The organism is Streptomyces sp. NPDC030991 (genome assembly GCF_055571235.1).
On the sequence record NZ_JBVIFR010000034.1, the window covers coordinates 1 to 16,319 of the forward strand.

A 16,319-nucleotide genomic window follows, 5' to 3' on the forward strand; every position below is an offset into this window, starting at 1 on the left:
TCGGGGAGTTGGGCGTCACTCCGTGACGCCCTGCCGGATCCGCTCCGCGGCCCGGCGGCTCGGCTCGCTCCGCGATCCGGCCTGTGTCGAATCCGCTCCGCGAATCCGACGAAAGCGGCAGCTGAGAGAGGGGGTGGCCGGGCTGCTGGTGGATCAGGTCTGCACCGACCCCCGCTCCGGGGCTCCCGCCCCGGCCACGCGGAGCGGAGTCGCCTGCCGGACCCGAACACCACCCTCTCCACCTCGTGTGTCAAACGTCTGATCCCGCTGCGTTCTGCACTAAAAACGTACCACCAAACCCCGGCCATAAATCAGAACTGCCGGACCATCAGATACCTCGCGACTCGTGTGTCATTTCCGGGACCGGCTGAATCCTGAACTGACACCGCACTCCCGGAAGAACCTCCGGGGGTGCGGCAAAAACCGTTCGAGGGCGCCCGGTGTTCCACCGTATTAAGCAGCTCGTTCCCACTCTCTTACCTGATCGTAATCGTCAACAAGTTCATCGTCCTTCTGAGCCAGCAACCTCGTGCGTTCTCGACGCCATTCCATGACGCTTTTCCTGCTCGATTCGTCGCTGAAAACTCGGATCGCTGCGTCGAACCAGGGTTCAAGGTCGGACGGGTAAACGACGTAGCAGGCCGTCAGGAAGGCGACGGTCTGCGTGACGTCGACGGGCAGGGTGACGCCCTTGATGATGCGGCGAGCTGTGCTGGCGGGCAGCATGCCGGGGCGGAGCATCCGCTCCATCTCGCCAGGAGTTGGATAGCCAGCCCATACGTGCTGGTCGCGCAGCTTCTGACCGAAGTCAGCCCGGGTGGAGATGAGGCTGGGATCGGGCGCCTTGTGGACGTAGTACGGCGCACGCGTGGCCCGGCGCGCGCAGACCCATAGCCGGTGCGCGCGGAGCATAGGCTCGAAGTCCCTCACGAGGTATGTACCGCCGACCGTCATGGTGACCGTGACGAAGGCGATGATGGTGTCCTGGGCCGGGACGGAGGCGCCGGAGGCGGCGCGCTCAAAGGTGGCTTTCGACGGCGCGCCGTTCGTCCTCGCGGCCATCTGCTCGTAGGTCATGCCGGCGTCGGCCTTGAGGCCGCGCAGGAAGTCGGCCAGCTTCGCGCGCGCGGGAACTTTTCGGTCCACGGGCTTCTCGGGTCGTCCCATGGCGGTCGCCTCAGTTTCCCGAGGTGAGATAGGCGCGCAGGAAGCGGCCGATGCGGCCGCCGGTGCCGTGGCCGCCGGTCACCACCATCACGACGACGACGGCGCCGATGAGGCCGGCGCCCGCGATGAGGAGCAAAACGTCGCGGGTGGTGTGGGCGGGTGGGGCGAGGATCGCCGCGGTGGCGATGCACGCGATGATTACGAGCGCGTGCGGCATACCGAACCGGACGGTCGTGGAGGTGGTTTCGTCGAGCGAGGAGGCCACCGTCTTGGTAGTCATCGTCCTCGCGGAGGTGACGTCGGGTACCGACGCCACCGGTATGACGGCTGTCCTGCTCGCCGCCGTGGAGGGCTTACTGCCCATGAGATCTCCTAATCACCGTCCGGCGATCAGGAGATCGCCGGACGGTACTGCTCGGCTCCAACCGTTGATCTCTCCATGCGCCTGCGGAAGTTGGCGCTCCCCACGCACGAAGAGACCCTGATTCCCACAGAGTGGCAGCCTCTACGGCACCGATGACAGAAGGGCGAGAAGTTGGCTCACCAACGCGCCAAAGCGTCCTTTCTGCACACGCACGTTCCCCATGGTGGGGGTGCAGGCGGCTGGCCGACGCGACACCCGTAGGAAAATCCGCAGGTCAGGCCTCTGCCGAGGGTCCTACCACAAGAACCTGACACTGTTCTGGCGGTAGGGAGTACGTGTCGCGCGAGCCAAACCAGCAGGCCAAAGCGCTCAGAGTCCTCGCGTCAGGCCTGAACGACGTGCGCTTTTCTCCGCGTCCACTTCGCTTCGCGGCTAGCACGACGCAGACCGCTCTGACCTGGGTTGATTCAATATTGCGCCGCTTGAAGACAAACGATCTCGGTGGGCGTGCGCCACAGTTATTGCCACGGACCGGCCCTGCGAGAACGGGGAAGTCCGTCCCTGAGTGCTACGGCTCCAACCAAGACGCATAAGGGAAAACGGGAAGGTGTTGGCGCACCAACCCACGTGAAGCCGATCGCATGCCCACGGGCATGGGCATCGGCTTCACCTGTTTATCGCAGAAGCGTCCAGCCTTCACAGGGCCAGGACACGAGTGGGGCCCTTGCCGCTGTCGTCGGCAGGGGCCCCACTGCATGGCGGCAGCCCTACTCCGACAGTCGCGCTGCGGACCGCTTCCAGACCAGACTCCGGTCGCGCGCCGCCGTCATGGCGGCGCAACGGCAAACCCGCTGGGAGTCCGTCTGAGGCCCGCCGGGAGCCTCCGGGGCTTCCCCAGCCAGGTCAGACGGGCTCCTAGCGGCCTCCTACGGGCCAACCGAGGAGCGCGCCCTCCCTGGCCCGGTCGCGGCAGCTCCGCCGACGCGTGGTAGTGCGTTTGGTAGTGGCTTTGGCGCGCGCCTGCCAGTTCTTCCCCCTGGACAACAACGGCGCGCAGCAGCCCGAGCGGGCTTTGAACCTGTCCGTGCACGGCCGGGTGCTCTACCTGCCCGAGACCGGCGCACCAAGCGGTGAGCGTTTCGAGCTCCGCCTCGCCCTCCCCGACGTCCTGGCGCTGCCCGCCACCAGCGGCCACGGGCACGACGTCCACCTGTGGACCTGCACCCCCGGCTCCCCGGGGCGCACCGAGGTATGGCTGCACCGCGTGCACTTCGACCCCGCTCAACGCGGCACCCAGGGCGGAGAAGGGTGGGCCGAGACCAGCGGGAGTGGCCGCGGGCGCTTCCTGCACCGCGTCGCCGAAACCGACGTCCCTGTCCCCGCCGCGACGTCGCCCGCACCGGACTGGTGCGCGGGGACCAGGCGGTATGCGGCACGTACGGCGCCAAGGGCGAGGGCATCGTGGCCGGCGTGCACATGTGCTGACCCCTCGCACCGGCAGTCCGGCCTCCCCCACCTTGCCCACCCGGCCGAAAGGCGTGGCGCAGTTCAGGCCAGTGAAGCCCGCGTCTCTCGGGGCGGGCCTCACTGTCTGTCCAGCTCGACGCTGTTTTCCTAGTACCGTCCGCGGTTCGCGCTGGCTGCGGCATCTTGTGCTTGTGCCGCTGCATCGGAAAGCTGCTCCGCGGCGTGGCGCAGCAGGGTCGCTGTGTCGCTGAGTCCCCGCAGGTCATCCGCTGCATCTGAGAGGGCCGATGCGGTGTCAGGAAGTTGGCTCAGGGATTGAGTTGCCTGTAGCAGGAGTGGCACGGTGTCTTGTAGGTGGCCCAGCCCATCGGATGCTGTGCTGAGGAGGCGGATATCGTCCTCCGATATTCCGAATCCGTGGATTCGGGGGTCGGAGAGTTCTTTCGTGATGCTTCTGAGCATGATTGCGAGGTCCGGGAACGATTTCGAGAATTCTTCTAGCGCGGGCTCTAAACGCTCAACGAGCTCGTGCTGTGCCTCCTTGATCATGGTGGCGAGTTTGCTTTCCGTCAGGTCGGTCAGCCCGGCAAGCGCCTCAACGCCCTCTGACTCGCGTGCCCTCTTCCAGCTTTCGAGTATTTCTACGGTGAACTCTTCGCGCCGAGGGCCGTCAACCAGCTTGTGGTGGGGCGTGCACAGCAGCAGAAGGTTGCTGAAGGTGTTGCGCCCTCGTGTGTCGAGCGTGGTTTCCGCACGTGGCCCCTTGTCCTCGAAGGCCCGGATGTGAGCGATCTCAAGGTTCAGGAACGGCTCGCCCTCGATCATCTTCAAGATCGGGGCACCGCACTCGGGGTAGTAGCAGCCGCCGCGGGCGAGCGTGGTAAGGCCTGCGATCGTGGCCGTGCTGTAGGAACGACGGGGCTTAGAGGACATGCGGGCTCCTTCGGCTGGCAGGTGCCGAAAACGCTAGTCTGGAGGCCCGTCAACGCCCATTCGAACTGCCCGGGTTGGCGGTATTCGGCCTATCGCACACACGGGTCACAGTCACGACTTCCCTGATGCTTGAGTGAGTTCAAGCGTCAGGAGCGATCGCGGTTGAGTACATGGCAAGTGGTCCGGGTGCCGGATCCAGGTCGATGGGGAGCACTTCCCGGCGAGGGTGTGCTGGGGGTACAGGATCTGCCCGCGGCGGTGGCGCAGATCGGTCTCAAACCGGGTGACCCGGTGTTCGTAAGGCGGGATGGGACGGTCGATGCGGGTCTTCTCGATTTCGTCAGGTCGAGCACGTTCCGCTACATGAAGCGGGAGTCGAAGCGAAACTACTCGACGGATATGCGCCTGTTGCTGGAGTTCTTGTCCTCGCGGGACACCGAGTGGTGGCAGGCCACCCAGCAGGACCTGGATGACTATCGGGACTGGCGGTGTGAGGCATCGGAGAACCCGGAGCGGATCAGCGGGACGAAATGGGACCGGGAGGCGGCGGCCTTCACCAAGCTTTTCCGGTGGGGGAAGGTCAGCCCGCTGCCGGTGGACGTGGCGCGGCGGGAGGATCGGGCGGCGGACTCGGTCAGCTCACGGGTGTCGTGGCTGACTCCCCGGACGTGGGGACTTTGGTCAGATATCGGTCTGCGCGGCCACACTCGCGGTGGTCTTCCGATGCCCGGGTGGGATTCGCGGACGGAGATGCGCAACGCGAGTTTCGTTCAGCTGCTGCTGTCGTCTGCTCTGCGGCGCCAAGAAGGCGGGTCACTGCTGGTCTTCGAGCTGCCCACGAGTCGTCTGAGGCATGGACGCTACTGCTATGGACGGGTCGCCGGAGCGGTGACGCGGTCCAAGAACAGCCGGGTCTTTTACGCCTCGCTCGACGCGGTCGGCCAGGTCGAGTCCTACGTCCAGTCCGAGCGGGCCTGGGCGATCCAGCGTGCCCAGGCCGTGGGCCGCTACGAGCGGCTGCCGGAGATGCGGCTGATCACGCAGGTGACACGCGGGCTGAGGCCGCAGGTCGAGTGGGCTGACCGCAACGGCGTCATAGGCGGCAGGGAACTGAGCCGGCTGGACTGGAGGGAACGGCAGACTCTGTTCCTGGAGGGGCCGCAGGGGCCGGAGCCCGCGTATCTGTGGCTGACTGAACAGGGTTTGCCGATGGTGCCCGAGCGGTGGAACGGGGTGTTCAGGGCTGCGAACCGGCGCTGTGAGGAGGTCCTGCTCACCGACAAGGACCGGATGGTCACCCGGGACTTCCGGCTGGCGGAGGTGCAGGGCAGGAGTCCGTACGCCACACCGCATTCCGCGCGGCACTCGGCGGCGCTCTACCTGCTGATCCTTCTCAATGACCTGTTCGACTCCCGCTATGGGTTGTCGAAGGCGGAGCGGCGGGACTTCGCCCTGCTGTATGGGGACCCGTGGTGGCTGGTGAAGACGATCCTCGGCCATAGCGACGTCGAGACCACGAAGCGGCATTACCTGGCGCCGGTCGCGCATTTGCAGCTGGAGTCGATCCTAGCGATGGCCGACAGCAGCGACGAGCGCGAAGGGCAGGTCGAGGACCTGGACGATGTGTTCGCCCGGCTCGCGCGGGAGACGGCCGGGATTCAGGACATCGACGCCCTCGTCACCGCGGTGCCGTCGTGAGCGGCCGGGGGCGCAGAGCCGTCCTGCCGCCGCCTGGCCATCGCGTCGAGTCTCCGCTAGCCGTGGACGGTCGCAGCGTCGTGGTGACCGTGACCAACCAGGCCGGCTACCCAAAAGCGTTCGACTTTGGTGAACTGCCGGTCGCCGGGCCGATGCAGCGCTCGCTGGGAGGGGCGTTCGCCGTGCTGTCTCGCGGCTGGACAAGCCACCGGTCGGCCACGGCCTGCTGGAGCAAGATCCAGGTCTTCGCCGAGTTCCTGTCCCAGCTGGAGGGTCCACCGGACGACCTGGACGGACTGACCGTCGCCATGCTGCGGAGCTGGCGTGTTCGACACATCGGCACCAACGCCGGGAAGGGCACCCTGAGGGAGGTCCGCCAGGTCTTGCGCAAGGATCCCCGCCTGGCCTGTGGCCCGGTGGCGGAAGAGCTGGCCCCCCGTATCCCCCGGCCGACGCCCAGCAAGCAGGGCTATGAGAAGGCCGAGCGCGACCGGGTCGTGCTCGCCGCGCAACGTCAGTTCCGGTCGGCCTGGCTGCGGATCGGGGAGAATACGCGTCACTTGAGCAGGTGGCGGGCGGGAGACGTGGCCGAGGGCAGCAGCGAGTGGCGGCTCGGAGAGGTACTCGATCACCTCGCCCGCACCGGCGATGTCCCCCACACCACGCATCCCAGCGGTCGCACCACGCCGACGCACTACTGGCTGCTGGGCGGTCGTGGCCCGGCCGCGACCTGGGGCAGGCTCTTTCTGACACGCCGTGAACTCACTGCACTGGCAGTGCTCTTGACCGACAGGTTCGCCTGGAACCTGTCGGTCTACGACCGGCTGCCCGCGCCGACCACGACACCGTCTGCCGGAGAGACGGACACGGTGACCTACCAGGTCAAGATCGAGAAGCGCAGAGCAGGCAGGGGCCGCTGGTTCTCCACCGAGAACATCACCGATTCGGGAGCCGACTCTGCGGGCCGACTGATCACCCAGGCTCTGGAGGCCACCTCCCACGGACGCGTCCTGGCCAGCCACCTGAAGCCGGGCCACGACCTGCTGATGACCGCCCACGCCCACCAGCGCGACCCGCTGCACCGGCACCTGGACCGCCCCGCGCCGGTAGGCCCGATGATCTTCGGTGTCTCCCCGCAGATGGCGCAGAAATGGGCTGGCGATCACGGCCTTGGCGGATCACCGTTCCAGCGGATCCGCCGTACGACGGTGACGGGTGAGGGCCGCCCGCTGCAGCACACCCGGGGCACCCACGAGAGCGTCTACGTGCTGCCCGACCGCCGGGTCCAGCGTGCTTCCCGTGACGTGTTCGAAGCCGGGGCCCGTGAGGCCCTGGAACTGGCCCAGGCCGCCGTCTTCGGGGGAAAGGTCACCGATGTCCCGGATCCGGAGCATGAGGTGACGGGGACAGTGGACTGCGAGGACCAGGAGGCCAGCCCCTGGCCGGCGCCCGAAGGAGGCTGCGGTGCCGACTTCTTGCTCTGCCTGGCCTGCCTTAACGCGCATGTCCACCCCGGCCACCATCCCCGGCTCGCCCACCTGCACCAGCAGATCCTGAGCCTGCGCTCGGTCCTGGACGACCGCGCGTTCCGCGAGGGGTGGACCGCCCACCTGCAGCGGTTGGAGGACCTGCGCGGCAAGGTCGGACTGGCCGCCTGGCGTGGGGCCCTGGCCCGCGTCACCGACACCGACCGCACCGTTGTCCAGCTCCTGGTGAAGAAGGACCTCGCCCCGTGACCAGCCTCGCCGTCGAGAACGACCCGTACGTTCTGGGCCTGCCCGGCCCGGACAGTCCCGTGGTGCTGTCCCACAGGGTCAGCCCCGTCAACACTCACCCGAACACTCGCTACAGCGACATGATCTGGTCCTTGGCCCCGCTCATCGACAACCCCAGCACCCGACTCGTCAAGATCCACTGGAAGAACTGTCCAGCGCCTCTGCGCGATCAGGTGAAACAGGCAACCTGGACGATGGTCAACGGTCAGCTCCGGCCCTCCCATCTTCAGCGCCGGGGGGTTGCGGCCCGCCCCCGGCGGTCCGCCACGGACATCAAGACGGCATGCTCCGAGTGGATGCGGCTAGCCCGTTGGCTGCACGAGCGCGGCATCACCAGCCTCGGCCACTGCACCGAAGAGGTATGGCGGGACTACATGTCCGAGCGCTGGGAGGGCGGCGGTTCCCGCGGGCACGCGGAGAGGGTCTGCGTCTGGCTGTCCGATCTGTGGGCGTTCGATCAGCTCAGCGCGCGGCCCACGGGCGTGGCCCGGCCGCCGTGGGAGGTCGAAGGCGTCGACGACTTCCTTCCCGCAGCCGACGGTTCAGCCAGGGGAGACAACAGCACTCAGCCGCTGGACCCGCAGGTGTTGGGCCCGCTGCTGGTCTGGGCGATCCGGTTCACCGAGGACTTCGCCGAGGACATCCTCGCCGCCTGGGCCGAAAGGCGCCGCCTGACCTCGTTGGCCATGCCGAACGGCGGCACCCCCAAGAGCCGGGCCGCGCTGGAGGAGTTTCTGCTGCCGCAGATCCGGTCGGGCGGCTCGCTGCCGACCATCCGGCTGCACGGCAGGCGCCGCCTTGCCCAGACCTACGTCTCCGCGCTCACCGGCGCGAGCTTCGGCCAGATCGACCGGTTCACCGCCGAGCACCAGCTGTCCTCGCTGGTCGAGGAACGTCCAGGGGCCTGCCCGATACAGGTGCAGGTCACCGGAATGATCGCCGGGAGGCCGTGGCGAGAACACATGAACTTCGATGAAGCCGCCGAGCTCATGCGGCACTTGGGAACGGCCGCAGCCATCGTGTGTCTGTATCTGACGGGCATGCGCCCGCAGGAAGTACAAGGGCTGCGGTCCGGCTGCTGCCCCGATCCGGAAACCGGCACGGACGGCGCACCCGGACGGCACCTCATCCGCAGCCGGCACTACAAGAACGTCACCGACGACGACGGCAACCACGTCTCGGCAGGTGAGGAACGCGATGTCCCCTGGGTCGCCATCACTCCCGTCGTGCGCGCCATCCGCGTCCTGGAGCGCATGGTCCCTCCCGGCGAGCTCCTCCTGAGCGCCGCACACCACGACGTCGCCGGGCAACGCGGCTATCCCGGCGTCTTGAAGTACTTCGCGTTGAACAAACGGATCAGGGACTTCGTGATGTGGGCGAACCGGGAGGCCACAGCCCGGGATCTGCCCGAGCAGATCATCCCCAAGGACCCCCACGGGGCCATCGGTCTGGCACGGTTCCGCCGCAGCCTGGCCTGGCACATCGCCCGCCGTCCCGGCGGGCTGATCGCGCTCGCCATCCAGTACGGCCACATGCGCACCGTGCTGGATGCCCGCAGCTCCAGCGGATACGGATCCCGCAGCCGCAACGGCCTGCACTCCGTCCTCGACATCGAGACAGCCCTGGCCGCCGCCGACAGCGCAGCCCGGCTCCGTGACCAGGCCGCAGCCGGCGAGAAGATCTCCGGGCCCGCCGCCCACCGGGCCCTCACCGCCGCAGCCCAGACACCCAGATTCGAAGGCCGCATCGTCTCCGCGACGTTCGCGAGGAAGGCCACGGCCTTCCTCGCTCGCGACGGCATCGTCCTCTACGACAATCCCGACGCCATGCTGATCTGCGCGTTCAAACGCGACACAGCACTGTGCGAACCCGATCCGGGAGCGAACGCCCCGCGCCAGTACGACTGCCGGCCCGGATGCGGGAACACCGTCCGCACCGACACCCACGCCCGCCTCCTGCGCGAACGCGCGAGCGATCTCGACCAACTCGCCGCCTCGGCGCCCGCCCCGGTGAGCCGCCGCCTCACAGCACAAGCCAACCGGCTCCGCGACACCGCAGACACCCACGACGCCACCGCCCGACCCGCAAAGGCCACCACATGACTCACCCGCCGAGGCACACCGACGAACGCACCCGTATCCACGAGGCCATGGACCGCCTGTTGACCGGACAGGCCACCGCCTCCGACGGCAGCCTCACGGCCAAGGCACTCGCCGCCGAAGCCGGCGTTCACCGCATGGCCCTCATGAAGCGGCACGTCGACCTGAAGAACCTCTTCTACGAGCGCGTCCGAAACGAATCCCCACAGGTTCCCGAAACCGAGAAGCGACTGCGAGAAACCGTCAACCAGCTCAGAGAGACCGTGCAGAAGCAGAACGTAGAAATCGACAAACTTCGTCAGCAAGTCACCCAACTCACGCTCGCCAGCGCTGTTCTCACTCAGAGGGCAGGCACCCCGCCACAGGCCACCGCGGCCGCCGACAACGTCGTCCCGCTCCGCCCGCCCATCACCTGACTGAGCGATTGCCCGCAGCAGGGAGGTGCGGAATCCACGAGCACGCTGTGTGTGCTGGAGCAGCAACCTGGCTAGGGTGCCGCTCCTCTGATGCGTCGAGGCGCGGTGGTGGCACGGGGATGACGCCGGACCGATCGTGTGTCGCTACCCCGTTGGGCGCAGTTCGGCGCATTCGTCAGCGAAGGCACAAAGTCGGCGGATCAGGCTCAGGTAGGTGGCGGAGGCGTTGGCATGTTGCCTGTTGGGCCTGCCTTGGAGCCACTGGTGCCACAGTCCGTCTGGAGCCAGGTAACGGGCGGCCCTGTGGCCGCCGAGGTTCAGGTCGATGTACAGAAGCGCGCCCATGGCTACGAGTTGGTCGTAATCGAGGTCAGGGCGGCGCAGGTAGCGATCAAGGTAGGTGGCCAAATGGTCGGCATCGCCCGATGTGCCGAAGGAGGCCAGGGCCACGCAGTACGCCAAGCCTGTGCAGCAGACTTCGCTGGCCAGCAGGAGTTCCCCAAGTCGCTCGCGGAACTCGGTCCGGCGAGACACGGCGATGAGCCATGCGGCGGTTCGTCGCTCACGCCACCCGCCCTCAAGGAGAGTGGCGAGTTCCTGCACGGTGATGAGCTCAGCGTCCGCGGCAAGGCATCGCGCAAATCGGTCGGACTCGGTTTCGTCCAGGCGCAGCAGACTGCCGCCGAGCCTCAGATAGCGGCGGCCGGGTGTCACGTAACGGCGGACCACGTCCAGCAGTTCGGCGTCCTCATTGGCATGGCGCACCACAGAATTTTGCCTCGCCAAAGACGATCGGGCCAGTCCATTCGATGAACTAGGGAAGTTCTGAACCCAAGAACTTGACAGGGAACACCACCGGGTGCCGCGTCGTACCCGCCGCGACTTCGATGACCAGGCCCTGCGCCACGCCGCGTAGCTGCCACCTGTACCGGTGCTCGCGCCGCGTCGAACCGTCGGCGACAGGCAGGTGCGCAGCGACCTGTGCGCCAGCACCGCGGGCAGAGTCTGGGTGAGTGCGGTGCGGCCGTCGGGGAGCCGCACAGCCAGGTGCTTGGGGCGCGTCAGGGTGCCGGTGTAGCCGACGACGTGCTCAGCGGCCCCGTCCGTAACTCTCGGCGAGTACCAGTGTGAGCCGGCCCAGCCACTCGAAGTCGTCCGGGTAGTCCCACTCCTCAGCTGTGGCGAGTACGTCGGCAAGGTCCTCGCGCGGGATCGCGGGACCCGGTTGATAGCCGGTGGCACCATCTGGTGCTGTCCACGGGATGTACCGGCAGACGTCGACCATTCCACGGTCGACAAGTGCGAGGAGTATGGGAGCCAAGTCAGCCGCGGGCCCCGACGCCAGGGGCTCCTCCAGGTCTCCCCGGACTCCAGGAAGGATGTCGATCTCACTCGCACTGAGCACGAAGGCGTACTCGACATCGGACAGCTCGTTCCCGCTCATCTGGAGATTCTCGCAGGTAGCGGCCGTTCCCCTTCTGCCGTGGGCTGAGGCAGCCACCGGCTCTCAGGCCCGCCTACTGTGACGGGACAAGGTAGTTGGAACCTGCGGGGGTTGGTGACCTGGCGGTTCGGGACGTGCAGGACATGCGGGTTAAGAGCACGTGGTCACGCTTCCCGGAACCTGCGGCGCATTGCCATTCTTGTTGGAACCAGGGTCGGCCCACGACGGGGATGATGTGGCCTATGGACACCACGCCCCCGGGTCACGCCCTCGTCGAAGCAGGCTGGCAGAAGGTTCGTGCCGACGGGCGGGTCCGCCCGGAACTGCTCGCAGCGGCCTACGCCGAGCCCCGTCTGCGCGAGCTGTTTCCGTGGACCGGAATGGGAGAGCTGCACTTCAGCCGCTGTACAGAGCGGCGCTGGACGTGGGACATCCCCTACATCCAGCCCGCAGCAGAAGGCGGATACTGGGTCTCCGGCCCCTCGCGCAATGAGTCCGCGGGCCCAGCGGCGACGCCGGCCCAGTCCGTCACCATGGTGGTCGAGCGCCTTCCTCCCGGCTGCGGACCCGTCTTCGTCGGCACCCCGGAAGAACTCGCCGTCCACGACGCCGTAGCTCTGTCCGCCGCCCCCCTCTCCGGACACTGACCGATCCGCGAGCTGACCTCGCCAGTTCCCTCCACCGTGGCCAGGTTCCAACTACTGCGTCCACGCGCAAACTCGCGGGCCACATAGCGCGCTCGCTCGGGCCAACAAGAACGCTCAGGGGCTAGCTATGGCGCTCAGTCACAATCGTGTGACTGAGCGGGTTGGTTGGCCCGACTGGCCAAGTAGATGCTCAGGCTCGCGCCTGCGTGTCAGCCGCCGTGAAGACCCCACTCGTCGAGGCCCTCGTAGATGTGCGCTTCAAGGCATTGCGGGGCATCGAGCCCCACGGCCTCGCCCCTGTATAGGGCGATGAGCGAGTCCTTGCCCCGCCACCAGGTGTCGATCACGCCCTGTACCTCGGGCACCGGCTCATAGCCGCCCAGGTCCAGTGCCACGGCGGCCTTGCCGGTAAGCCGTGTGACGGTTGTGGCCCAGCGGCGGGCATGCGCGGCGAGCGCCAGGGACTCCACCCATCCGTCCGTGCTCGCGTGCAGCGGCGTCCAGTGGTTGGCGTCGATGCCGAATGCCCCGTCGGGACCGATCATGAATTCGTAGGCCATGGACACCCGGCAGTCGCCCGCCGGGAAGGACCAGCCCTCGGCGGTCGCTTCGGGGCGGCCGGCGTTAAGGATGCGCGGGCCGCCCTCGTAGAACGGGGCCGGTGGGAGGGCGAGGCCGCCCCAGCGGTCCTGGAAGGCGGCGAGCCGTTCGATCTCGGCAGCGGGGATGCCGTCACCGATCCACGCGTCGGGGTGGTGTCGGATGTCCTGCCGAGGCAGACGGATGCCGTCTGCCTGGATGAACCATTGGGCCCGGCGGCTCAGACCGTCGGGCGAGACCGGGATGGGCGGTACGGGGTCGTCGGCTGTCACTGCTGCTTGCCGTCGCCGAAGTGGAGCACAGCCGCCGCGATCTCCCGCACGCGGTCCCAGGTGATCCCCGTGCGCTGTTCGACGGCGAGGGGATGCTCGGTGGGCTCCAGCTCGACGAAGGGGCGCTCGCCGACCGGGCGGGTGTGCACGCGCGTCTTCAGGTTGAGGGTCGTGGCCGGGTAGACCGGCAGCTCGGTGGTGAGCCAGCCGAAGTACGGTGTCTCGGTCTCGCGGCCGGGAGTGTCCCACAGATCCGCAGCCCGGGAGAAGTGCTCGCTACTCAGCGAGGCCCACACGCCCCAGGAGAACACCTCGTCGCTGCCGATGACCGGTATCTCGATCATGCCCTTGACGAAGTAGTGCTGCCCGCGGATCACGCACTGGTCCGAGGACAGATGGCAGTCATCGGCGGCGGCGAACGCCGGATCCCACAACGCCGGCGCCTCCGCCGTGTAGTTCATCGGCAGCTCAAGGTGGTGGGCTCCGCAGCATGTACAGGTGAAGCCGGCATCGCTGGTCATGGCGGTGAAGCCTAGTAAGGGGCTTCCGGACCGCGGTCGGCGATTACGCCGTTCTGACCCGCCTGAGCCGGGACGGGCAGTGTCTTTCCCTGCCCTGCACTCAGCTCAGGACGGCTCTGCCACGTCTCGACCGGGACTCTTCTGTAAAGTTCAACGGCTGTGCGGCGACGGTTAGTTCCGGACAGGGACGTGACATTTCGCCCAACCCATCCACCTATCGCAGCACACCGCCACAGCTCCATACTCCAGGACCTGACGTACTGACAGGCGAAGGAGCACAGTGAGCGCAGCAGCGGCAGCAGGGACCTGGAAGCTCGGGGACCTGGAGGTGAATCGCATCGGCTACGGCGCGATGCGGCTGACGGGCAACGGCATGAGGGGGAACTCCGACGGTACGCCGATCGACCGCGATGCCGCCGTCGGCCTGCTGCACAGCGCGTTCGAGCAGGGCGTCAACCATATCGACACGGCCGCCTTCTACTTCTCAGCGCTGCGGTCCGCGAACGAGCTCATCAACCGCGCCCTGTCGTCCTGGTACGGCGACGTGGTCGTGGTGACCAAGGTCGGCCCGGCACGCGATCCCTCTGGTGTATGGCTCGACACCGTCCGCCCCGATCAACTGCGTGGCCAGGTCGAGGAGAACCTGCGGCAGCTCGGCCGGGACCACCTGGACGTGGTGAACCTGCGTGCTGGTGGTTCCCGCACGGTCTCGATCGCCGAGCACTTCGGTGCCCTCGCCGAACTGCGCGAGGCCGGCCTGATCCGGCACCTGGGGCTCTCCGCTGTCCTACCCGAGCACCTGGCCGAAGCCCAGACGATCGCGCCCGTGGTCTGCGTGCAGAACTCCTACGGCCTGGACTGGCGCTGCGCCGACGACAGCGGGCTGGTGGACCTGTGCGGGGAACAGGGCATCGCCTTCGTCCCGTTCTTCGCGGTCTCTGGCCTGCGGCGCGAGGCCGCCGCAGGCCAGGAACAAGACGCGCGCATCCAGTCCGCCGCCCGCGCCCACAACGCGACGCCGGCCCAGGTACGGCTCGCCTGGACCCTCCACCGCGGTCCGCACGTGCTGGCCATTCCCGGCACCACGAACCCCGCGCACCTGGCAGAAAACATCGCCGCCGGAAGCCTGCGCCTGACCGAGAAGGAACTGGCCCTCCTCGATCGTGAGGGGTAGCCCGCCCATCTACCGGATACGGCGCTTGGTCACACGACGGTGGACCTTGGACACCTTCGAACCCAGTCCATAACTTCGGCTCGTACCACCAGCCGGCGCCCTCAGGCAGGGCCGGTACCTGCTGCGCCAGCGCCACCTCTACCGGCTACTCCACACGCTCACCCTCCCCTGCGTCCGGTCGGCTCGCGCGCGGGGCTGCTCCGTCGCGCGATGCCCGCCACATGACATGTTCGAATATGTGTTCGGTACTGTCTAGAGGGAGGAAGGAGTGGTGATGACCAGGACTGACACCGTGGCGAGCGTGCTGCACGTCCGTGTGCCCGTGGGGCTTGCGGAGCCTGCCTACCGTGAGGTGCTGGAACTGCTCACGGAGATCTCCCCCGTCGTCCAGGCGCTGCCTCCCGGCGCCGCTGTGGTCGAGCTGCGCGGTGCGCTGCGCTACCACGGGGTGCCTGCGTTGCGGCTGGCTGAGCGGGTCCGGGTGCGGTCGCTGGCGCGGCTGTCGGTGGATCTGCGGATCGGTCTCGCCCCGACGTGGGCTGTGGCCGCCACGGCTTCCGCGCAGGCTCCGGAGTACGGCGGGATCGTCGCCGTCGAGCCCGGGCAGGTCGCCGCCTTTCTGGCGCCGCTGCCCGTGGAGGCGTTGCACGGGATCGGGGCGGTGCAGGCGGCGGCGCTGACCGGCTACGGCATCCACACCGCCGGGATGCTGGCTACGCTGCCGCTGGCCACGATCCAGCGGGTGCTGGGCGGGCGGGCCGGACGCCTGGCTCATGAGCGGGCCCGGGGCATCGACCCACGGCCCATCACGCCGAAGGTGCTGCCACTGTCGGCGGCGGTGCGCCATCGCTTCGAGCGCCAGGAGCTGGACGGCGCCGCCGTGCGCGCCCGCCTCCTGGACCTGGTCGTGCAGCTCGCCGCCACCCTGCGCGGGCGGGAGCAGGTGGCCCGCGGCCTGACCCTGCAACTCGACTTCGCCGCCGGCGGGCGCTGGACGAAAACGCTGCGGCTGGCGGAGACGTCCGCGCACGAGGACGACCTGCGCACCGCCGCCTACCGGCTCATGGACCGTGCGGGCCTCCAGCGCGGCCGGCTCATCGGCCTCGCGCTGCGCGCCGAGGACCTGGCCGGCATCGAGGCCGCCGCGACCCAGATCACCTTCGACCGCACCCGCGAGATGCGGCTGCGCGCCGAGAAGGCCATCGACCGCGCCAACATGCGGTTCGGCGCCGGCAGCGTCCATCCGGCCGCACTGCTGCACAAGGCGGCATGAAGGCCGTGGGCGCCGAGCAGCCCCCCGTCGATCAGCTGGCCGCGCTGCTGTTCCTGGAACGCGTCCAGGAACGGGATCTGGCCCGGTCCGGACCCGGCGGTGGATCGAGGACGAGAAACGCCGCCGCGCGGAGCACGCCCGCTGCCTGGCCGCCCGCCCCACGCCGCCCGACTGGATTCTGGAGATGGGACTCACCGGCCGCACGTCGGTCTACGTCCACGAAGGCACCTGCCGCATGACCGGCAAACGCATCCGCCCGATCACCGCCGACCAGGGCCGTGACGCACTGCGCCACGGACCGGTGCCGCCGTGTCCGCACTGCCGCCCGGATACAGCCCTGGGCCTCACCTGATGGCTCACGGCAGGATCGGCCGGCCGATGTGCTGATGCTCGGTCTCTACCCCGATCCCGGCCGCGCGCAGGATGTCAGCCAGCTTTTCAGCGACCGTGACCGACCTTTTCCGGACTA

Annotated in this window: 15 protein-coding genes; 8 read left to right on the plus strand and 7 right to left on the minus strand. The window is 68.0% G+C overall.

Features of this window, described 5'->3' with window-relative positions:
• Positions 1–453: 453 nt before the first annotated feature.
• The 3 genes from ACZ45E_RS37240 to ACZ45E_RS37250 all read right to left on the minus strand — a co-directional run bounded on the left by ACZ45E_RS37240 (position 454) and on the right by ACZ45E_RS37250 (position 3,931).
• On the minus strand, positions 454–1,167 hold the full coding sequence (locus tag ACZ45E_RS37240) for a hypothetical protein (protein WP_468230204.1): 714 nt from the start codon (positions 1,165–1,167) through the stop codon (positions 454–456).
• 10 nt (positions 1,168–1,177) lie between these two features.
• The gene (locus ACZ45E_RS37245) at positions 1,178–1,531 is read right to left on the minus strand and encodes a hypothetical protein (RefSeq protein ID WP_468230207.1); all 354 of its coding nucleotides are present in this window, start codon (positions 1,529–1,531) and stop codon (positions 1,178–1,180) included.
• Between the two features lie 1,614 nt (positions 1,532–3,145).
• Positions 3,146–3,931 carry a hypothetical protein gene (locus ACZ45E_RS37250; RefSeq protein ID WP_468230208.1) on the minus strand — a complete coding sequence of 262 codons (786 nt, stop codon included), beginning with the start codon at positions 3,929–3,931 and terminating at the stop codon, positions 3,146–3,148.
• 162 nt (positions 3,932–4,093) lie between these two features.
• Here ACZ45E_RS37250 and ACZ45E_RS37255 point away from each other — a divergent pair, with 162 nt between their 5' ends.
• The 4 genes from ACZ45E_RS37255 (at position 4,094) to ACZ45E_RS37270 (ending at position 9,919) form a co-directional block, all read left to right on the plus strand.
• The gene (locus ACZ45E_RS37255) at positions 4,094–5,629 is read left to right on the plus strand and encodes an integrase (protein ID WP_468230211.1); all 1,536 of its coding nucleotides are present in this window, start codon (positions 4,094–4,096) and stop codon (positions 5,627–5,629) included.
• Between the two features lie 62 nt (positions 5,630–5,691).
• The gene (locus ACZ45E_RS37260; protein WP_468230214.1) at positions 5,692–7,365 is read left to right on the plus strand and encodes a hypothetical protein; all 1,674 of its coding nucleotides are present in this window, start codon (positions 5,692–5,694) and stop codon (positions 7,363–7,365) included.
• Complete coding sequence (locus ACZ45E_RS37265) at positions 7,362–9,506, plus strand: integrase (RefSeq protein WP_468230217.1); 2,145 nt, start codon at positions 7,362–7,364, stop codon at positions 9,504–9,506. The genes ACZ45E_RS37260 and ACZ45E_RS37265 overlap by 4 nt, the downstream gene beginning before the upstream one ends.
• A 47-nt stretch (positions 9,507–9,553) precedes the next feature.
• Positions 9,554–9,919 carry a hypothetical protein gene (locus ACZ45E_RS37270; protein ID WP_468230219.1) on the plus strand — a complete coding sequence of 122 codons (366 nt, stop codon included), beginning with the start codon at positions 9,554–9,556 and terminating at the stop codon, positions 9,917–9,919.
• Positions 9,920–10,063: 144 nt separating this feature from the next.
• On the opposite strand, the gene ACZ45E_RS37275 is transcribed toward ACZ45E_RS37270, so the two are convergent.
• Positions 10,064–10,684, minus strand: coding sequence for a DUF6000 family protein (locus tag ACZ45E_RS37275; protein ID WP_468230222.1), 621 nt, complete (start codon positions 10,682–10,684; stop codon positions 10,064–10,066).
• A 325-nt stretch (positions 10,685–11,009) separates the two neighbouring features.
• Entirely contained in the window at positions 11,010–11,363 is a 354-nt protein-coding gene (locus ACZ45E_RS37280; protein ID WP_468230224.1) for a hypothetical protein, read from the minus strand.
• A 242-nt stretch (positions 11,364–11,605) separates the two neighbouring features.
• On the opposite strand from ACZ45E_RS37280, the gene ACZ45E_RS37285 reads away from it, so the two are divergent.
• Entirely contained in the window at positions 11,606–12,010 is a 405-nt protein-coding gene (locus ACZ45E_RS37285; protein WP_468230227.1) for a DUF6193 family natural product biosynthesis protein, read from the plus strand.
• Positions 12,011–12,219: 209 nt separating this feature from the next.
• Here the strand turns inward: ACZ45E_RS37285 and ACZ45E_RS37290 are convergent, their stop codons facing one another.
• Both ACZ45E_RS37290 and ACZ45E_RS37295 read right to left on the minus strand, forming a co-directional pair.
• Positions 12,220–12,882 (minus strand): hypothetical protein, encoded by a 663-nt coding sequence (locus tag ACZ45E_RS37290; protein ID WP_468230229.1) that lies wholly within the window; start codon positions 12,880–12,882, stop codon positions 12,220–12,222.
• Positions 12,879–13,343 carry a DUF2199 domain-containing protein gene (locus tag ACZ45E_RS37295; protein WP_468230336.1) on the minus strand — a complete coding sequence of 155 codons (465 nt, stop codon included), beginning with the start codon at positions 13,341–13,343 and terminating at the stop codon, positions 12,879–12,881. Before ACZ45E_RS37295 ends, ACZ45E_RS37290 begins: the two co-directional genes overlap by 4 nt.
• Positions 13,344–13,683: 340 nt before the next feature.
• Here ACZ45E_RS37295 and ACZ45E_RS37300 point away from each other — a divergent pair, with 340 nt between their 5' ends.
• The 3 genes from ACZ45E_RS37300 (at position 13,684) to ACZ45E_RS37310 (ending at position 16,202) form a co-directional block, all read left to right on the plus strand.
• Complete coding sequence (locus ACZ45E_RS37300) at positions 13,684–14,577, plus strand: aldo/keto reductase (protein WP_468230231.1); 894 nt, start codon at positions 13,684–13,686, stop codon at positions 14,575–14,577.
• Positions 14,578–14,851: 274 nt separating this feature from the next.
• Positions 14,852–15,850, plus strand: coding sequence for a DNA polymerase Y family protein (locus tag ACZ45E_RS37305; RefSeq protein ID WP_468230233.1), 999 nt, complete (start codon positions 14,852–14,854; stop codon positions 15,848–15,850).
• Between the two features lie 184 nt (positions 15,851–16,034).
• On the plus strand, positions 16,035–16,202 hold the full coding sequence (locus ACZ45E_RS37310; protein WP_468230236.1) for a DUF6233 domain-containing protein: 168 nt from the start codon (positions 16,035–16,037) through the stop codon (positions 16,200–16,202).
• Positions 16,203–16,319 lie beyond the last annotated feature (117 nt).

Bases quoted from the DNA above. Each gene is read 5' to 3' on its own strand.
- ACZ45E_RS37240 (WP_468230204.1), bottom strand. From the start codon at position 1,167: ATGGGACGACCCGAGAAGCCCGTGGACCGAAAAGTTCCCGCGCGCGCG.
- ACZ45E_RS37245 (WP_468230207.1), bottom strand. From the start codon at position 1,531: ATGGGCAGTAAGCCCTCCACGGCGGCGAGCAGGACAGCCGTCATACCG.
- ACZ45E_RS37250 (WP_468230208.1), bottom strand. From the start codon at position 3,931: ATGTCCTCTAAGCCCCGTCGTTCCTACAGCACGGCCACGATCGCAGGC.
- ACZ45E_RS37270 (WP_468230219.1), top strand. From the start codon at position 9,554: ATGGACCGCCTGTTGACCGGACAGGCCACCGCCTCCGACGGCAGCCTC.
- ACZ45E_RS37280 (WP_468230224.1), bottom strand. From the start codon at position 11,363: ATGAGCGGGAACGAGCTGTCCGATGTCGAGTACGCCTTCGTGCTCAGT.
- ACZ45E_RS37285 (WP_468230227.1), top strand. From the start codon at position 11,606: ATGGACACCACGCCCCCGGGTCACGCCCTCGTCGAAGCAGGCTGGCAG.
- ACZ45E_RS37295 (WP_468230336.1), bottom strand. From the start codon at position 13,343: ATGAACTACACGGCGGAGGCGCCGGCGTTGTGGGATCCGGCGTTCGCC.
- ACZ45E_RS37305 (WP_468230233.1), top strand. From the start codon at position 14,852: ATGACCAGGACTGACACCGTGGCGAGCGTGCTGCACGTCCGTGTGCCC.
- ACZ45E_RS37310 (WP_468230236.1), top strand. From the start codon at position 16,035: ATGGGACTCACCGGCCGCACGTCGGTCTACGTCCACGAAGGCACCTGC.